Genomic DNA, 15555 nt, shown 5'->3' with positions numbered 1-15555 from the left:
ATCCGTCCGTGGGTGGATCTCAGCGGCCCAGCACCGCCAGCACAGTGCGCGCCTGATGATCGGCGCCCAGCTGATTCGGATGGAACGGCACCGCCGGTCCCGCCGGATCACTGGTGAGCGGCCACAGACCCTCACCCCAGCGCACACCCGGCGCCTGGCACGCGTCGTGACCGTGACTGCCCGCGAAGGTGTCCACCAGCTCCACCCCGCTCGCCTGCGCCACCCGAGCCAGCATCGAATTCAGTTCGAGCAACCGGTGACCCAGCCAGCTCGCATCCGGATCCGAGATCGGGATGCGCGGGAAACAGCCGCCCGTCGTGCCCACGATCTCGAAATAGTTCAGCAGCAGGATCCGGGCCCGCGGAGAGCGCTCCCGGATACCCGCGAGCACCGCGGCCACCCTCGGCTCCGCCGCGACGATCGCCGCCGACATCCGATCCGAACCGCCGGGGGAGTAGCGATCCAGGCACGGTGTGGCCGTCGCACTCGTCGTCACGCACCCCATCACCGCCGCCGCCAGCCCCGCGTCGTTACCGCCGATCAGTACCGTCACCAGATCCGTCGCCGGGCTCAGCTGGTCGAACTGCGGGGGATTGCCGACCGAGGTCGTCGAGGACTGCGTGCGGGTCATGTCGCCGGTCATCGCCCCACCGCAGGACGCGTCGCGGAACCGCGCCACCGCCAGCGCCCGCGCCACCTGCCGCGCGTAATTGCTGCCGCTCTGCAGACACGACAGCGGCGCGAACTCCGCACTCACCAGCGCCGGATTCAGCGTCACATCCGCGGCCCAGGAATCACCCAGCGCCACATACTCGGTGACCGCGGGCGCCGCCTGCGCGGCCGGTACCCACCCCAGCAGCACAGCACACGCCGCCACCGCCGACCACGCCTTCATCATGACCCTCCCAGCAACCCCGGCACTGGTGAAAGTAGCAGTCGCGCAACCGCTTCGCCAGCGTTCAATCCGGACGCCGGCCCACGATCCCGTACAGCAGCAGGTCCTCGAGCGATTCGGCGAACCCGTCCAGATCCTCGACATCACGAATGCACATCGCGAACAACGCCGCCCCGGCGATGGTGTCCAACAGGGTGTCCGGATCCAGCCCCGCTCGCCGCGGCTGTTCGGCGAGGAACTCGCCCAGCTCGGCACGGGTAGGGGAGTCCAGGCGCGCCGACAACTTCTCGTAGAGGGTCGCGTCCTGGCGCATCTCGGTCATCAGGCCCGGCATCGCCGCGCGGGTCTCGGGAGAGCCGAACAGCTGGATGGTCCCGCGGATCACCTTGCGGATCTCACCGATCAGATCCGCGGCCGTCTGCGCCGATCCGACATCGGGGAACACCGCCTGCGCGATCAGATGCGCCTTGGAGGGCCAGCGCCGGTAGATCGCCGGGCGACTCACCCCCGCGCGGGCCGCGATCGCATCGATCGAGGTTGCGGCGTAACCGTTTTCGACCAGCAGCCCGCGCGCGGCATCGAGCACCGCGGTATCGACCGCGGGGTCGCGGCGCGGGCCGAGGCGATGGCGGGTGGTCACGAAATCTCGTCCTTGTGAGGGTGGGCAGCAGTCGTTACAGTCTGTCACAACAAAGTCGTTACAGAGTGTAACTGCTGCGGACTTCGAGGAGGAGCCGTGTCAGCCATCCACCCCACCGCACCCGCGGACGCCTACACCCCCGTCCCGCTACTCCAGGGCAAAGTCATCGTCATCTCCGGCGTCGGCCCCGGCCTCGGCCACGCCCTGGCCACCGAAGCCGCCCGCATGGGCGCCACCCTCATCCTCGCCGCCCGCACCGAACAACGCCTGAAACACCTCGCCGAGGAAATCCGCCAACTCGGCGCCGAAGCCACCACCATCACCGCCGACATCACCGACGAACAGCAGCGCACCCACCTCGCCGAACACGCACTCCACGCCTACGGCCGCATCGACTGCCTGATCAACAACGCCTTCGCCATCCCCCCGATGCACCCCATCACCCAGATCGAGCTCGACGACCTGCGCAAGGTCAACGAAACCAACGTCTTCGCACCCCTGCGCCTGAGCACCCTGTTCGCCGACGCCCTCGAAACCACCCGCGGCTCGATCATCATGCTCAACTCCTGCGTCGCCTACAGCTCCCAACCCGAATACTCCGGCTACAAACTCTCCAAAGGCACCCTCGCGCACCTCGCCTCCTCACTGGCCACCGAACTCGGCCCGCGCGGCATCCGCGTCAACAGCATCGCCCCCTCCTACGTCTACGAAGACATCAACAAGGCCTACTTCGACTGGCTCGCCGGCCAAGCCGGCGTCGACCACGCCGAGATCTACCGCCGCAAAGCCGAACCCACCGACCTCAAACGCCTCGCCGGACCCGAAGAAGTCGCCCGCGCCACCCTGTTCCTGGCCAGCGACCTCGCCACCGCCATCACCGGCCAGATGCTGACCGTCGACTGCGGGGAGTTCCACCGATGAGCACCAAACGCATCGCGCTGTGGGGGACCGGCGTCGTCGGCACCATGGTGCTCGCCGAAATCCTGCGCCACCCGAACTTCGAACTCGTCGGCGTCGGCGTCAACAACCCCGACAAGGTCGGCAAAGACGCGGGCGCACTGTGCGGCGCCGACGAAACCGGTGTACTGGCCACCGACTCCATCGAACAGCTCATCGCCCTGCGACCCGACGCACTGGTCCACTACGGGCCCACCGCCGCACTCGCCGACGACAACATCCGCGTCATCGGCGCCTTCCTGCGCGCGGGCATCGACGTCTGCTCCACCGCCATGACCCCCTGGGTGTGGCCGCAGATGAAACAACTACCCGACGTCTGGCGCGACCCCATCACCGCCGCCTGCGCCGAAGGCGGCGCCTCCTGCTTCACCACCGGCATCGACCCCGGCTTCGCCAACGACCTGTTCCCGATGACCCTCATGGGCCTGTGCGGCGAAGTCACCTCGGTGCGCGCCTCCGAACTGCTCGACTACACCGACTACGAAGGCGACTACGAATTCGAGATGGGCATCGGACACCCACCCGAATTCACCGCGCTACTCGAACATCCCGACATGCTCATCATGGCGTGGGGCGCCACCGTGCCCATGATCGCCGCCTCGGCCGGCATCGAACTCGACGACATCACCACCACCTGGGACAAATGGGTCACTCCCACCGACCGGCCCACCGCCAAGGGCGCCGTGAAAGCCGGAACCGTCGCCGCCATCCGCTTCACCATCAACGGCATCTACCGCGGACGCGAGGTCATCACCCTCGAACACGTCAACCGGATCGGCCTCGACGCCGCCCCCGACTGGCCCGCCGGCACCCGCGACGACGTCTACCGCGTCGACATCCTCGGCTCACCGTCGATCTCCCAGGAAACCTCCTTCCGGTTCACCGACGGCTCCGGCCGCACACCCGCCGTCGCCGGATGCCTCGCCACCGGACTACGCGCCCTCAACGCCGTCCCCGCCGTCAACGACCTCCCGCCCGGCTGGGTGACACCACTGGACCTCCCACTGATCCCTGGTGCGGGCACCATTCGCTGACCGCACGGCGCTGGTTCATCGCACGGAATGAACCAGCAGGCTCTTGGGCAGCAACTGACGGCTGGCCAACCTGACGATCCGGGCACTGCCCTAGTCAAGTGAAATCCCGTGGCGCTCGACACCGCGGCCGGAGATGATGAGTCCACAGTTCGCTCAGTGAGATACGGGGACAGCGGAATGAAGAAGAAGGTCGTCGCCGCGGTCGCGGCAGTGTTCGCGGGCGGCATACTGCTCGGCTGCTCGAGCGACGCCGATGTCGTATCGGAGAACCTCTCCAAGGAATCCGACCAGTTCAAGATCGACCGCCGGGTCGTGTTCTTCAACGGAATCACCGACAAGTACCTGCTGTCCATCGAAGGCAGGTGCTCGATCAAGGACGAGAACAACCAGCTCGAGGTCACCTGCAAGACCGGCGAGAACGAGTACAAGAAACACTTCCTCGGCCTGTCGGACAACGTGAGCTACTTCGTCGAACAACTCGAAGCGGTCGAGGTGAGCCGCTACCACTACAAGGTCATCTTCAAGCCGGAAGCGATCATCCCGGACGTCGACCGTCCTTGAGTGCTCGGGCGACAGACAATACGTCACAGTGACGTTTTATCGATGAGTGATCGGGTCGTGGGGAAGTGGGGTGTCGACCTCGAATTAGAGCCAGAGGCAATAATTGCGGCAAAAACGTGAGTTCGCAGGAATTTTTACACGGCGAGTTGATCGGTGACGCGGAGCGATCCAGCGCTCGGCACGCACCGCATCGACGCAGTGGCTGCCGTAGGCGCGTCGAGGTTCAGCCATGACACATGCGCCGGAACGCATATGTTCGTATCGTTCGGTCACTTCCGCGAGCTCATTATTCAACCGATAATCGACATTATGTCAAGCACGCCTGGTAGATCACTCCTCCGGCCGCTAACCTCTCGAGCATGCATCGAATGCCAGTTCGTGAGATAACCGACCTGATAGTCGAACTCGGCCTCACCGACACGGCCACGGTGCACTCGGCACTCACCCCTGACGAACTCGACTCGCCACTGGACGACTTCGGTGACACCGCGCAGCAGTCCGTGCTGCTCGTGCTCGACTACCTGACGATTCGATACAGCACTGAACGCAAGACCTTCCGCCACGCCTGCACCGACAACGCGTGGGTGTATCGAGCGGAGCTGGAACGGATCGCTGCCTGCGGACAGGGCCTGCTCCCTCTCGCCGAGATCGAGGTGACCGATACACCCGCCGGTCACCACCTGATCCGATTCCAGTGCAACGGCCGCTCGCACGAGTGGCCGATCGCCCACGGACCCGACGAGGAATTCGACGCCCAGCAGATATTCTGCTGGTCCGTCGGCGAGCTCGTGCCGCCCGCCGCGCCCGCACGCTGGTGCACCGTGGACCCGGGCGACCCGGACGTGACCGCGGAAGCATTCTTCGGCGACCCGGCGGCACTGAACGCGCTGGGCCACAAGTTCGGCCTGACCTTCACGCCGATCGCGATCTCCCCCGCCACACCCGAATCCGAATACCTCCAGAACTGGTTGCAGGCCCGGCAAGCCGGATTCGACCACTGGAGCGCGACCTATGGCGCCGGAGTCACCTGGGACCATTCCCCCGCGTCGCTCGAAGCCCTGGGCGCCCTCGTCCTGCGCCGCACACCGACACTCGACACCCTCGACGATCCGGCGAACAAGGACTTCCTCGAGGGTGCGAGCTGGTACCTCGGTGAAGCACTGCTCCGAGTGGACGGCGGCCAGTGGGTCTATCGTGACGGTGATCCCATGATCAACCCATTCGACGGCTATCCGTTCATCGAACAGTACGGTCCCTTCCCCAACAGCGCCGTGCCCTACCGGGCACTGCGCGTGCTGATCAAACGCGCGGACCCACACCACCTCCGCCGGCGCTACGACGACTTCACGGCGTGATCGGGTCCGGCACCGTACGGGCGCGACACAGCGCCATCACGTGGGTTCCCGCGTCGTGAGCGGAATCCCCCACCGTGGCATGCACACGCTGATGCTCGAGCACCTCCAGACCCTCCGAGCGGGCCATGGCGAGAAAATTGCGCAGATACGTCTTAGGTTCCACGTCGTAGTCGATACCGGCCACCAGAGCCTCGAGTTCCAGTACAGCGAAACGCACACGCTGCCAAGGACTACGAATTCCGACGGGCTGGGCCAGGTGCTTCATGGCCCGGAAGAACAGCCGCATATCAGATGGTGTGACGCGCCCACCGACACCACCACCGGATAGCGGTCATGGCCGGGAAATTCGGTGATGCCACAGTGATGCGCCGCCCAGCCGCATTGGCCACCAGGTACGGAAACGCGGCGCGACTCGGCTCGACCGCATCGATCCGGGTATCCGGGAAGAGCTCGGTCAGCATCACCGTCGGCAATCCGGGACCACTACCCACATCCAGCATGGTCGCGGGCACGCTCGCCGCATGCCGCCGCACCATTCGGGCGAGTTCGACCACCTGCACCGCGTAAGCCGGATGCGTGGCCTCGTAGAGCGCGTACTCGTCCACATCGATGCGCGACTCCCACATCTGAGAGGCTGGAACCTGCTCGTGCCGCACGACCTCGCGCGGGACGTGCTCCCGCACGAACCGGGGCACGCGCGCCACACCCGCCGAACGCCTGGAGAATCCGGCCCCGGCCTCGGCCGCGATCGCTACCCAGGACTTCTTAAGCGTGACAAGTACTCTCAGGGATTTCGCCGTACCAGCTCGGCGCAGGTCAGGGCGGCGAACATCGCCGCTTCCCCCGCATTGCCGAGCGGCGGGCAGGCCACTGCCGCACCCGAGGCGACGATCAGTGCGCCGACGCCGATCAGCGGGAAACGCAGCCCCTCGCGCCGCCACAGGATCACGCCCACCGCCAGTAGCGCCACCGATACCACCAGTGCGGGGATCGGCACAGCCGGATGCTCGGCGCCGTAGCGAACCGTATCGGCGAACGACCGCGGTATCAGGCGCACATGTGCCAGCTCGCCCGCCAAGCCCCACAGCACCAGGCCCGCCGTGCTCACCGCCGCGACCAACCGCCAGCGCGCACCCGCACCGACCCGATCGACCGCCCACCACAGCAGTAGCGGCGTGAGCACAGCGTGGCCGGCGAAACGCCCGACGCTCAGCCCATGTAGCAGCGCGCCTTCACCGATCGACGTGCCCAGGCCGAAAACCGCGGAATCATAGGCGATCCCGACACCGACCACCGCGAGGAGCAGGACCCGGCCCGACTGTTCGGCGCTCCGCCACAGCCGAACCACACACCACATCTCGATACCCGCGACCACGAGCAGTACGACTGAGACCACGACAAACCTCCCCCTCGGACAATAGGGACATCGAATACAGGCGTGCGGCGCCGCATGATCTATATCTACATACAGCATTGTATGTAACCGTCAGTATCGTTAAGCTGCGGATAGTCAGATCACCAGAAGGAGACATCACCGATGCTGTCCGCCACCTCGACCGACGCGTCCTACCACGAAATCCTGCGGAATCTCTCCGACGGGTCGGTGAACAAGCACTTCGACCCCTATCTCGACATCGACTGGGACTCACCGGAGTTCGCCGTCGATACCGCCGATACGCGGTGGATCATGCCGGAGGAAGACCCACTGGGCCGCCACCCCTGGTACAAGGCGCAGACAGTGGAACGGCAGATCGCCATGGGTATGTGGCGACAGGCCGGCATCGCCAAGGTCGGCCTGGACTTCGAACAACTGCTGATCCGCGGCCTCATGCAGTACTCGACCGCGATCCCCAACGGTGACCCGGAATTCCGGTACGTCGCCCACGAGGCCGCCGAAGAGTGCAATCACACGATGATGTTCCAGGAGATGATCAATCGCATCGGCGAGGACGTCGTCGGCATGGGGTCGATCGACCGGAAGCTGACGATGATCATCTGGCCGGCGGTGAAGTACTTCCCCGCCGCGTTCTTCACGATGGTGCTCGGCGGAGAGGAGCCCATCGACCACCTCCAGAAGTCGCTGCTGCGAGCGGGAGCCGACCTGCACCCGATGGTGCAACGGGTCATGCAGATCCACGTCGCCGAGGAAGCGCGGCACATCTCGTTCGCGCACGAGTATCTGCGCCGCGAGGTCCCTGGGCTCGCCACGATGCCGAAACTCGCGCTATCTGTGGCGTTTCCGATCGCCATGCGCGTGATGCTGAGCATGATCATGACCCCGCCCAAGGAGTTCGCCGAGAAATTCGAGATCCCCGCCGAGGTGATGCGCGAGGCGTACTGGCAGGCACCGCACTCGCGCACCCTCAAGCGAGACATCTTCGCCGATGTCCGTGCCCTGGCCACGGACATCGGCTTGATGAACCCGGTCGCGAAGTCGACGTGGCGTCTGCTCGGCATCGACGGCCGAGTTTCGCGCTACCGCAGCGAACCGGCCCGCGAGACAGCCTGATCCGGGCGTCGGGAACAGCGATCGGTCAGCCGCCGGTCGGCACACCCCAGACAATGGGGACATGGAAGACAGACAAGCGACGCCGACGGTCCATCTCTCGGTGGTGGAGTTCGTCGAGAACTACCTCAGCCTGATCTATCGGCGCGACGTCAGCGAGCAGGCGCGGCGCAGCTGGTGCCCGGAATGGTGGAAGCATGCCGAGGCAGTCGTACGGCTCGACGCGCTGTGGCGCACCTGGGAGCACTACCGCTTGATTCCGGCCACCGGGCTGAGCATCTGGATGCTCGACCATGCCGACCCGCACATGCGTGAACTGTTCGACCCGGAAGGCCCCTTCCTGCACTGCTCCCCCACGCGTGGACACCGGGATCAGCTCCCCCCGCTCCCGCTGAAATCCCCGGAACGCGGCATGTTCGGCGAGCCCCTCACACGATCCGACGACACCTAGGGCACGAAACGGCCGCACGGCAAGAGCCGTGCGGCCGTTCAGGATCCGGGTTCAGTTGTAGACGGCCCCGAAGGACGGAATCGAGATGGTGCCCAGCTGATACTGGAAACCGTCCGGGTTGGCCTCGCTCACCGGAACCGACCAGCGATGCCACAGCGAACCGTAAACGGCCGCCACGACCATGCCCGGGCCCGTATCCAGGACGCGGGTGCGGATCGTGGTGTCGACCGGAACATCGTTGTGCTCGTACAGCAGATCGGTCGCACTACGTCCGTTGGACAGGTTGTACCAGACGACCTCCATCTTCGCGCCGGTCTGATTCGGGGCGATGGTGCCGGGGCCACCGAAGAAACCGAGCCGGAAACCGTCCACGCCCAGCGCGATTCCCGAACCGTAGACGCCGGGGCCGCCACCCCGGCCGATATCGGACTGCGCCGGAATCTGGAACGGCTGCGCCGGCAACGCCGCCTTCTGCATGGCCAGCTGCTGGTTGGAGGCGATCAACCGGTCCACCGCTGCCAGCGCGGCCGGGTTGTCGGCCGCCGCCGCACGCAGATGGCGCATGGCCGAGGACCAGTCCACCGATTCTCTCTCGGCGGTGGCGTGCCCGACGCCGGTGAGCATGAGCAGAGCGGAGGCGGCAGCGGCTGCCGCCAGTCGTATCGAACGCACACGATGCATAACCGAGTTCTCCTGCGGTCGAAGGAATATCACGGAGCCAGCGAACGAATGTGCCGAAAGCATGCCAGCCACACGGCGCGCCGAAGGCCCGACACGCCGAGAATTCGGCTGTCCGTCCACCGCCGCACTCGCGGGTGATCTTGATTACTGGGCCGTATTACGTTGCGTGACAGCGCCATTCCCCCACTACCGTGAACCGGTGCTTGGACATTCTCACGCGACCAGTGGCGCTCTGGCCTGGTCGGGGGCGGCGGCGCTGCTGCCCGTTACCGTATTGAGCTACCCCGCATTACCGGACGCCACCGGCCATATAGGCACCGTGGAACTGGTTCTCGGGGTCTTCCTCACCGCCGGCGCGGCCCTGCTCCCCGACGCCGACCACCCGAAGAGCTCGATCGCGCATGTGCTGGGGCCGGTTTCGTACTTCCTGTGCGTACTCATCAGCAAACTCTCCGGCGGACACCGCCGCGGCACGCACTCGCTGCTGTTCGTCGGGGTCGCGGCCGCCACGACCTGGGCCGGCATGCACTGGATCGGCCGCCCGTTCACCCTCGCGCTGGTCTTCTTCCTGCTTGCCCTCGCGGTCCGCGCACTGCACCTGTGCCCGCCCGGCGACAGCGTCCGCACCTACGGCGCGGTCATCGTGCTCGCCGCCTCCGGCACCTTCGTCATGGACCACTACATCAGCGACAAACCTGCCTGGCTGCCGTTCTGCGTCGGCCTCGGCGCCCTGGCCCACATCCTGGGCGACTGCCTCACCGATCGCGGCTGCCGCCTGTTCTGGCCGATCGACCTGCGGGTGCGCTTCCCCATCATCGAACGCACCGGGAACAAGGTCGAAACCTGGGTGCTGTCACCGCTGTTCGTGATCGGAACGATGGCGGTGCTCTGGTACTGCATCACTCAGCAACCCTGATGGCCCCACGGCAGCTGCCCCCTCTCTTCGTTGCTGTCTTTTGGAGAAGTGCGGGGGCACTGTCGCGAGGGTCCATAGGTGCAGCAATACATAGTTCAATGCGCATATCTACACACTAGGATGTTTTAGTGCGACAGTGGGTTGCCGAGACGGCAACCTCACTTCAGCTCAGAACAACTGTTCCGAGTGCGCCTCCGCCTCGGCGCGGACATCGTCGGCGAACTGCTCCTCCAACTCGTCCTCCTCCCCTGCCCCGTGCGCGATGTACAGCAGCAGACAGCCGCGGATTCCGTCGAGCAGGTCCTCCAGCAGATCCAGCGCGGGGCGCACCGGATCGAGCCGGCTGATCCGGAACTCGGCCAGCAACGCCGCCCGGGTCGCGCTGTCGGCCTCGGATTTGCGTGCCTGCTCCTCGATTTCGGCCACCCGCGCGACGACGGCCCAGGGGGCGGGCACCCGACCTTCCGACACCGACATGGCCTCGGCGATGAGGTCGGCGACGATCTCGGTCGGGGTCTCCCCCGCTACCAGCCGCTCCAGCACCAGCGTCGGAGTCTCCACCTGTAATGCTTCGATCTCGTCCGCCTCCACGACCACGTCGGCGGTCGGAACACCGGCGAGTTCGCCCGCGACCTCCGCGGCGGCGTAGAGCCAGTGTGCGGCGGCCACCGACGCGGAGGCGGGGTCGAGTTCGGTGAACAGTTCGGCGCTCCCGAGCGGGTCGGCGCGCAGCAGTTCGTCGGCGGCCTGGACCTGGGCCGGTGAGACGTCGGGCCGGGACAGTTCGACAGCTTGGCGCGCCCGTCCGGACAGGTCGCCGAGTTCTGCGTTCTCGATGGCGCGCTGTTCGCGATCGACCTCGGCGACAATCGTCGCGGTGAGCTGGTCGTCGCCGATGACGTGCAGGGCGCGACCGACCCGGTGCGCGGATTCGACGATGCCGCTGTAGGAGATGACCAGGCCGTGGTCGGTGGGCAGGTGCGGCCGGCGCAGTCCCGCTTCGACGTCTTTGAAGTTGCGGCGTTCTTCGGCGCGGCGCCACGCTTCGCTGTTGGGGACGTCGGGGTCGCCCGCGGCGCTGGCCGGGTGGGTGTAGGTGCGCCAGTGGAAACGGGACAGGGTGGTGAGATTCGACGCCAGGCCGGCGGCCTGCTCGTGGCTGACGGGTGGCAGTACGGCCACGGTCTGGGTCAGGTCACCGCGCCCGGTCGCCCAGATGGCGACGAGGGCGTTGCGGTCGGTGTCGAATGCGTATCGGGTCACGCCGGACAGTGTCGCTTATCGGGTGTTCTCGCGCCTGGCAATGGGGTCATTGCCGTTCGGGGAGTGGCGATTCCGCAGGGGCGGTTTCGCGGGCGGATCAGCCGGATCTCTTGACGGAGGGCGGTGCGGGGTGGTTGGTTGAGATGGTGAATCTAGAACACGTTGCAGTTGAGTGCCGGTCCGGGAGCGGCCGGTGACGATTGCGCGTGGGCCGATCTTCCAGCTGTGCTGGGTCGTCACCGATCTCGCGGCGGCCACCCGGGAGTTCGGCGAGCGCTACGGGGTCGACCGGTGGACGACCTTCCCGGATGTGCGATTCGGTCCGGATCGGTGCGAGCTGCGTGGCGCGCCCGCCGACTACACGATCAGCGTCGCCCTGGGATATGCGGGCGGGCAGCAGCTGGAGCTGATCGAGCCGCGCTCGGGCGTGAGCCTGTACTCCGAGCACGGTCCCGGCCTGCACCATGTCGGGTGGATACCGGAGGACTTCGACGCGGCGGTCGCCGAGGCGGGCCCGGACATCGTGGCGCGCGGGGCGTCGGAGGGCATGGAGTTCGTCTATCTGGCGGGCGGGCCGCTCGGTTCGTATGTGGAGCTGATGCGGTTGTCGGAGCCGATGCGGGCTTTGTTCGATCAGCTCGTCCCGGACGGTTACCGCAACCCGTGGACCTAGTTTTCCGGCACACCAACAGAAAGGCCGCACATTGCGTTTCACCTATGCCGAGGCGATGACGAATCCCGAGTACTACGTGCCGTTGGCGCAGGCGGCCGAGGCGGCGGGGTACTCCTCGATCACGGTGGCCGACAGCATCGCCTACCCCAAGGAATCCGACGCCACCTATCCGTACACGCCGGACGGTAATCGGGAGTTCCTGGAGAACAAGCCGTTCATCGAGGCGTTCGTGCTGTCGGCGGCGATTCTCGCGGCGACCAAGACGCTGCGGGCGACGCCGTTCGTGGTGAAGTTGCCGATCCGGCCGCCGGTGCTGGTGGCCAAGCAGGCGGCGTCGGTGGCGGCGCTGAGCGGCAACCGGTTCGGGTTCGGTGTGGGTATCAGCCCGTGGCCGGACGATTTCGAGATCCTGGATGTGCCGTTCGAGAAGCGTGGCGCGCGTATGGACGAGTGCATCGATATCGTGCGCGGGCTGTGTGCGGGCGGGTATTTCGAGTTCCACGGCGAGTTCTACGATCTGCCGCCGATCAAGATCAACCCGGTGCCGACGGAACCGATGCCGATTCTGATCGGCGGGCACAGCGGCCCGGCGCTGCGGCGCGCGGCCCAGCGCGGCGACGGCTGGATGCACGCCGGCGGTGACGGCGAGGAGCTGGATCGGCTGCTGGTCAAGCTGGACAAGCTGCGCGAGGAGTACGGGACGCGCAAGGATTTCGAGGTGCATGTCATCTCACTGGACGCCTACACCGTCGATGGGATCAAGCGGCTCGAGGACAAGGGGGTGACCGATGTGATCGTCGGTTTCCGGGTGCCCTATACCCGCGAGCCGGATACCGAGTCGCTGGACACCAAGATCGCGAATCTGTCCCGGTTCGCCGAGCGGGTCATCGCGAAGACAGCGTCCTGAGCGTTTCGCGGGTGGCGTCGTCGGCGGGCAGGAAGGATTCGATCGCCAGTTCGGCGACGGTGACGTTCATCGGCGTGCCGAACACGGTGCTGACGCTGAGCAGCGACAGGACCTGCCCGTCGTGCTCGAGGCGCAGCGGTACCACGACCTGATGGGGTTCGGGTAGGACGAGTTCGGTTTCGCCACCGGGGTATTCGCGGACTTCGGCGCACAGGTCGGCGAGCTCGGGTGAGCCGGTGACCTCGACCTGGCGGGTGAGCCGGGCCAGCAGATGTCCGCGCCATTCGGCCAGGTTGCGGATTCGCGGGGCCAGCCCGTCGGGGTGCAGGCTCAGGCGTAGCGCGTTCACCGGCGGTGTGAGCAGTGCCGGGTCGACGCCCGCGAGCAGTACCGTCACTCCGGCGTTGGCGTCGACCATGGTCCAGGCCTGGTCGATCGCCAGCGCCGGGTAGGGCGCGTGCCCGGCCAGGATCTGCCCCATCGCCGCCCGTACGGGCGCCATCTCGGGCGCGTCTATGGCCGGTTCGGCGAAGGCGGGCGCGTATCCCGCGGCGAGCAGCAGCCGATTGCGTTCGCGCAGCGGGATCTGGAGGTGCTCGCACAGGTTGGCCAGCATGGCCCGGCTCGGTGTGGCGCGGCCGGTTTCGATGAAGCTCAGATGCCGGGTGGAGGTTTCGGCGCGGCCGGCCAGTTCGAGCTGGCTCAGGCGGCGTCGCAACCGCCAGTGGCGGAGCAGGTCGCCGGCGGTGAGAGTGGGCATGTCGTGCAGCCTAGGATTTTCGGCGGGGCTGAGCCATTACCCGGTAGGTCATGCCAGCAGTTCCCGGGCCAGGATGTCGGCCCACCAGTTCTCGACCTGGTCGGGTGACCAGCCGCGTTCGGTGATGAGCGTGGTGTAGACGTCGATGGCGCACAGGGCGGCGTAGATGTCGACCGAGGTTTCCAGATCGGTGCGCAGTGTCCCGTCGGGCCAGGAGGTGAAGACCTGGATGCGGGTGGCGTCGGCGCGGCGGCGGGCACGGCATGGTCGGTCGTCGGATCGGCCGGATTGCTGTTGCAGAACGCCACATTCACGGTGATCATCGCGATCCGCTACGCACTCGGCAGCACCGACGACGGCCGGGCACTGTGGTCGTTGTGCGACGCCCTCCTCGCACTCAACGGCACCTTCCTGGCACTGGCACTGGTCGGACTGAACGTCGCCGGTCGACTCGGCGGACTGCTCCCCCGCTGGCAGACCGTCATCGGGTTCCTGGCCGCCGCACTGCAATTCACCGCCGCCACGATCGCGCCGCTCACCATCGACGCGAACGGGCCACTCGGGCTGATCGGGTTGGCCGGGTGGCTGCTGTGGGTGATCTGGTTCGCGGCGTACGGGCTCACGCTGCTCCGGTCCACGGGCGAGCGCACGCCGGGGATGGCTTAGACCGTCCGGTAGGGCGTGGCCGAATCTGTTGTGTAGCGGGCAATGTCGGTGTCGCCCATAGGATGACGCCATGGATATCGACTCGGTGCGGATTCTCGAACTCGAACCCGAACAGTGGGATCGCTTCCGCGCCATCCGGTTACGCGCGCTCGCCGAGGCACCCTACGCTTTCGCCTACACGCTGGCCGACGCGCGCGGACGCCCGGAGCAGAGCTGGCGCGACCTGCTCGCCGCACGCACCCTGTTCCTCGCCACCACCGGCGAGCTCGATCTCGGCACCATCGGTGTGGCCACCATCGGCGGCGGCGCGCACATCATGGCGATGTGGGTGGCCCCCGATGCCCGCGGGACCGGGGTTGCCGATCTGCTGGTCCGCACGGTCCTGGATTGGGCCACTCGCACCGGCCATCCGCGAGCCGATCTCGAGGTGTCCGACGGCAACATCGCCGCCGAACGCCTCTATCACCGTCACGGGTTCCGCCGCACCGGCGCAGTGCGGCCGATCTCCGACACCGATCCCCGGCTCGAATTCGATATGACGCTCACGCTGGCGCAGGGCTGATTCAGAGGCCCTCGGCCCGGCCTCGCCCGGTCTGCGATGCCGGCTTCGGAGGGGAACCCCGACCGGGCCGCACAGTGTCGACTCCGGCACATGGATCATGACCGGATCAGGGTTGATACGCCCGCTCGTTCAGTTCTCACTCGGGTCGGCGGCCAGACCCCGAGTGGGGCGGAACGCGCCGACGAGTACCGCTATGCCGCCGAGGCCGAACAGCGATCCGAGGACCAGGCAGAAGGCACCGATGAAGACGGTGACGAAAAGCAGGCTTCCCCAGCCTTGCCCAGGCTCGAAGGCGGTGTCGGCGCGGTTCGCCGAATTCCAGTTACCCGGATCGCCTTTCACCAGTTCGGCACGGACCTGTCGGCCGGGCACGCAGGACTCGACGGAGACTCGTATCGTCGACCGGACCGGCCCACCGTCATCGGGGGTGAAGTCGCCTCGGCAGATGATCTCACTGCTACGCCCGCTGCCACGCTTCTTCTGGGTGACCGTGATAGTTCCCGCGCTGTCGCCCCATCCCGCCCACGTTGCGCCGAGTCCACGCGCGGCATGTCCTGGCAGGTCGACAAGAGCTCGAAGGAAGAAGCACCCGACAACCAGGCACACCAGCGCCAGTGCTACCGCGAACCATCGTTCCGACGATCGCTTCGGTCCGGTCCCGCCCATCAGCGCTCTCCTACCATGCATGCAGTAGAAACGCGTGCCCGTTCGATTCACGCCACCGACCG

20 protein-coding genes are annotated in these 15555 nt (G+C 66.6%); 11 read left to right on the top strand and 9 right to left on the bottom strand.

Annotation, left to right across the window (positions count from 1 at the left end; all coding sequences use genetic code 11):
* Positions 1 to 19 precede the first annotated feature (19 nt).
* A complete protein-coding gene (locus ACFVMC_RS13610) occupies positions 20 to 898 on the bottom strand; it encodes an SGNH/GDSL hydrolase family protein (protein WP_379210020.1) in 879 nt (292 codons plus the stop codon).
* Positions 899 to 959: 61 nt separating this feature from the next.
* The gene (locus ACFVMC_RS13605) at positions 960 to 1535 is read right to left on the bottom strand and encodes a TetR/AcrR family transcriptional regulator (RefSeq protein ID WP_379210018.1); all 576 of its coding nucleotides are present in this window, start codon (positions 1533 to 1535) and stop codon (positions 960 to 962) included.
* A 96-nt stretch (positions 1536 to 1631) separates the two neighbouring features.
* On the opposite strand from ACFVMC_RS13605, the gene ACFVMC_RS13600 reads away from it, so the two are divergent.
* The 4 genes from ACFVMC_RS13600 (at position 1632) to ACFVMC_RS13585 (ending at position 5442) form a co-directional block, all read left to right on the top strand.
* Positions 1632 to 2456 carry an SDR family oxidoreductase gene (locus ACFVMC_RS13600; RefSeq protein ID WP_379210016.1) on the top strand — a complete coding sequence of 275 codons (825 nt, stop codon included), beginning with the start codon at positions 1632 to 1634 and terminating at the stop codon, positions 2454 to 2456.
* The gene (locus ACFVMC_RS13595; RefSeq protein ID WP_379210014.1) at positions 2453 to 3526 is read left to right on the top strand and encodes a dihydrodipicolinate reductase; all 1074 of its coding nucleotides are present in this window, start codon (positions 2453 to 2455) and stop codon (positions 3524 to 3526) included. Before ACFVMC_RS13600 ends, ACFVMC_RS13595 begins: the two co-directional genes overlap by 4 nt.
* 156 nt (positions 3527 to 3682) lie before the next feature.
* A complete protein-coding gene (locus ACFVMC_RS13590; RefSeq protein WP_379210012.1) occupies positions 3683 to 4087 on the top strand; it encodes a hypothetical protein in 405 nt (134 codons plus the stop codon).
* A 359-nt stretch (positions 4088 to 4446) separates the two neighbouring features.
* Positions 4447 to 5442: a hypothetical protein gene (locus ACFVMC_RS13585; protein ID WP_379210010.1), complete on the top strand. Its 996-nt coding sequence runs from the start codon at positions 4447 to 4449 to the stop codon at positions 5440 to 5442.
* Here ACFVMC_RS13585 and ACFVMC_RS13580 read toward each other — a convergent pair.
* From ACFVMC_RS13580 to ACFVMC_RS13570, 3 genes are all read right to left on the bottom strand, one after another.
* Positions 5432 to 5728, bottom strand: coding sequence for a hypothetical protein (locus ACFVMC_RS13580; RefSeq protein WP_379210008.1), 297 nt, complete (start codon positions 5726 to 5728; stop codon positions 5432 to 5434). The genes ACFVMC_RS13585 and ACFVMC_RS13580 overlap by 11 nt on opposite strands.
* A 1-nt stretch (position 5729) precedes the next feature.
* Positions 5730 to 6137: a hypothetical protein gene (locus ACFVMC_RS13575; RefSeq protein ID WP_379210006.1), complete on the bottom strand. Its 408-nt coding sequence runs from the start codon at positions 6135 to 6137 to the stop codon at positions 5730 to 5732.
* An 89-nt stretch (positions 6138 to 6226) separates the two neighbouring features.
* Positions 6227 to 6838 carry a hypothetical protein gene (locus tag ACFVMC_RS13570; RefSeq protein WP_379210004.1) on the bottom strand — a complete coding sequence of 204 codons (612 nt, stop codon included), beginning with the start codon at positions 6836 to 6838 and terminating at the stop codon, positions 6227 to 6229.
* Between the two features lie 141 nt (positions 6839 to 6979).
* Between ACFVMC_RS13570 and ACFVMC_RS13565 the strand changes: the two genes are divergently transcribed.
* Positions 6980 to 7951 (top strand): diiron oxygenase, encoded by a 972-nt coding sequence (locus ACFVMC_RS13565; RefSeq protein WP_379210002.1) that lies wholly within the window; start codon positions 6980 to 6982, stop codon positions 7949 to 7951.
* A gap of 61 nt (positions 7952 to 8012) precedes the next feature.
* Positions 8013 to 8399: a DUF4913 domain-containing protein gene (locus tag ACFVMC_RS13560; RefSeq protein WP_379210000.1), complete on the top strand. Its 387-nt coding sequence runs from the start codon at positions 8013 to 8015 to the stop codon at positions 8397 to 8399.
* 51 nt (positions 8400 to 8450) lie between these two features.
* Here the strand turns inward: ACFVMC_RS13560 and ACFVMC_RS13555 are convergent, their stop codons facing one another.
* Positions 8451 to 9080 (bottom strand): hypothetical protein, encoded by a 630-nt coding sequence (locus ACFVMC_RS13555; protein WP_379209998.1) that lies wholly within the window; start codon positions 9078 to 9080, stop codon positions 8451 to 8453.
* Positions 9081 to 9279: 199 nt separating this feature from the next.
* Between ACFVMC_RS13555 and ACFVMC_RS13550 the strand changes: the two genes are divergently transcribed.
* Positions 9280 to 9996 (top strand): metal-dependent hydrolase, encoded by a 717-nt coding sequence (locus ACFVMC_RS13550; RefSeq protein ID WP_379209996.1) that lies wholly within the window; start codon positions 9280 to 9282, stop codon positions 9994 to 9996.
* 168 nt (positions 9997 to 10164) lie between these two features.
* Here ACFVMC_RS13550 and ACFVMC_RS13545 read toward each other — a convergent pair whose 3' ends face one another.
* Positions 10165 to 11259, bottom strand: a complete 1095-nt coding sequence (locus ACFVMC_RS13545) for a hypothetical protein (RefSeq protein ID WP_379209994.1) — start codon at positions 11257 to 11259, stop codon at positions 10165 to 10167.
* Between the two features lie 193 nt (positions 11260 to 11452).
* On the opposite strand from ACFVMC_RS13545, the gene ACFVMC_RS13540 reads away from it, so the two are divergent.
* A complete protein-coding gene (locus tag ACFVMC_RS13540) occupies positions 11453 to 11932 on the top strand; it encodes a VOC family protein (RefSeq protein ID WP_379209992.1) in 480 nt (159 codons plus the stop codon).
* A gap of 31 nt (positions 11933 to 11963) precedes the next feature.
* Positions 11964 to 12839, top strand: coding sequence for a TIGR03619 family F420-dependent LLM class oxidoreductase (locus tag ACFVMC_RS13535; RefSeq protein WP_379209990.1), 876 nt, complete (start codon positions 11964 to 11966; stop codon positions 12837 to 12839).
* Here the strand turns inward: ACFVMC_RS13535 and ACFVMC_RS13530 are convergent.
* Entirely contained in the window at positions 12817 to 13599 is a 783-nt protein-coding gene (locus ACFVMC_RS13530; RefSeq protein WP_379209989.1) for a helix-turn-helix domain-containing protein, read from the bottom strand. The two genes, ACFVMC_RS13535 and ACFVMC_RS13530, sit on opposite strands and share 23 nt — an antisense overlap.
* 288 nt (positions 13600 to 13887) lie before the next feature.
* Here ACFVMC_RS13530 and ACFVMC_RS13525 point away from each other — a divergent pair, with 288 nt between their 5' ends.
* Both ACFVMC_RS13525 and ACFVMC_RS13520 read left to right on the top strand, forming a co-directional pair.
* On the top strand, positions 13888 to 14265 hold the full coding sequence (locus ACFVMC_RS13525; RefSeq protein WP_379209987.1) for a hypothetical protein: 378 nt from the start codon (positions 13888 to 13890) through the stop codon (positions 14263 to 14265).
* A 70-nt stretch (positions 14266 to 14335) separates the two neighbouring features.
* Complete coding sequence (locus ACFVMC_RS13520; RefSeq protein WP_379209985.1) at positions 14336 to 14827, top strand: GNAT family N-acetyltransferase; 492 nt, start codon at positions 14336 to 14338, stop codon at positions 14825 to 14827.
* A 129-nt stretch (positions 14828 to 14956) separates the two neighbouring features.
* Here ACFVMC_RS13520 and ACFVMC_RS13515 read toward each other — a convergent pair whose 3' ends face one another.
* Positions 14957 to 15493: a hypothetical protein gene (locus ACFVMC_RS13515; RefSeq protein WP_379209983.1), complete on the bottom strand. Its 537-nt coding sequence runs from the start codon at positions 15491 to 15493 to the stop codon at positions 14957 to 14959.
* Positions 15494 to 15555 lie beyond the last annotated feature (62 nt).

This window comes from Nocardia sp. NPDC127579 (assembly GCF_042672005.1).
Classification (GTDB): domain Bacteria; phylum Actinomycetota; class Actinomycetes; order Mycobacteriales; family Mycobacteriaceae; genus Nocardia.
Note: the sequence above shows the minus strand (reverse complement) of the source record. Positions and strands in the feature narration are given on the sequence as shown.

Bases quoted from the DNA above. Each gene is read 5' to 3' on its own strand.
- ACFVMC_RS13610 (WP_379210020.1), bottom strand. From the start codon at position 898: ATGATGAAGGCGTGGTCGGCGGTGGCGGCGTGTGCTGTGCTGCTGGGG.
- ACFVMC_RS13595 (WP_379210014.1), top strand. From the start codon at position 2,453: ATGAGCACCAAACGCATCGCGCTGTGGGGGACCGGCGTCGTCGGCACC.
- ACFVMC_RS13585 (WP_379210010.1), top strand. From the start codon at position 4,447: ATGCATCGAATGCCAGTTCGTGAGATAACCGACCTGATAGTCGAACTC.
- ACFVMC_RS13580 (WP_379210008.1), bottom strand. From the start codon at position 5,728: ATGCGGCTGTTCTTCCGGGCCATGAAGCACCTGGCCCAGCCCGTCGGA.
- ACFVMC_RS13565 (WP_379210002.1), top strand. From the start codon at position 6,980: ATGCTGTCCGCCACCTCGACCGACGCGTCCTACCACGAAATCCTGCGG.
- ACFVMC_RS13560 (WP_379210000.1), top strand. From the start codon at position 8,013: ATGGAAGACAGACAAGCGACGCCGACGGTCCATCTCTCGGTGGTGGAG.
- ACFVMC_RS13555 (WP_379209998.1), bottom strand. From the start codon at position 9,080: ATGCATCGTGTGCGTTCGATACGACTGGCGGCAGCCGCTGCCGCCTCC.
- ACFVMC_RS13530 (WP_379209989.1), bottom strand. From the start codon at position 13,599: ATGCCCACTCTCACCGCCGGCGACCTGCTCCGCCACTGGCGGTTGCGA.
- ACFVMC_RS13520 (WP_379209985.1), top strand. From the start codon at position 14,336: ATGGATATCGACTCGGTGCGGATTCTCGAACTCGAACCCGAACAGTGG.
- ACFVMC_RS13515 (WP_379209983.1), bottom strand. From the start codon at position 15,493: ATGGGCGGGACCGGACCGAAGCGATCGTCGGAACGATGGTTCGCGGTA.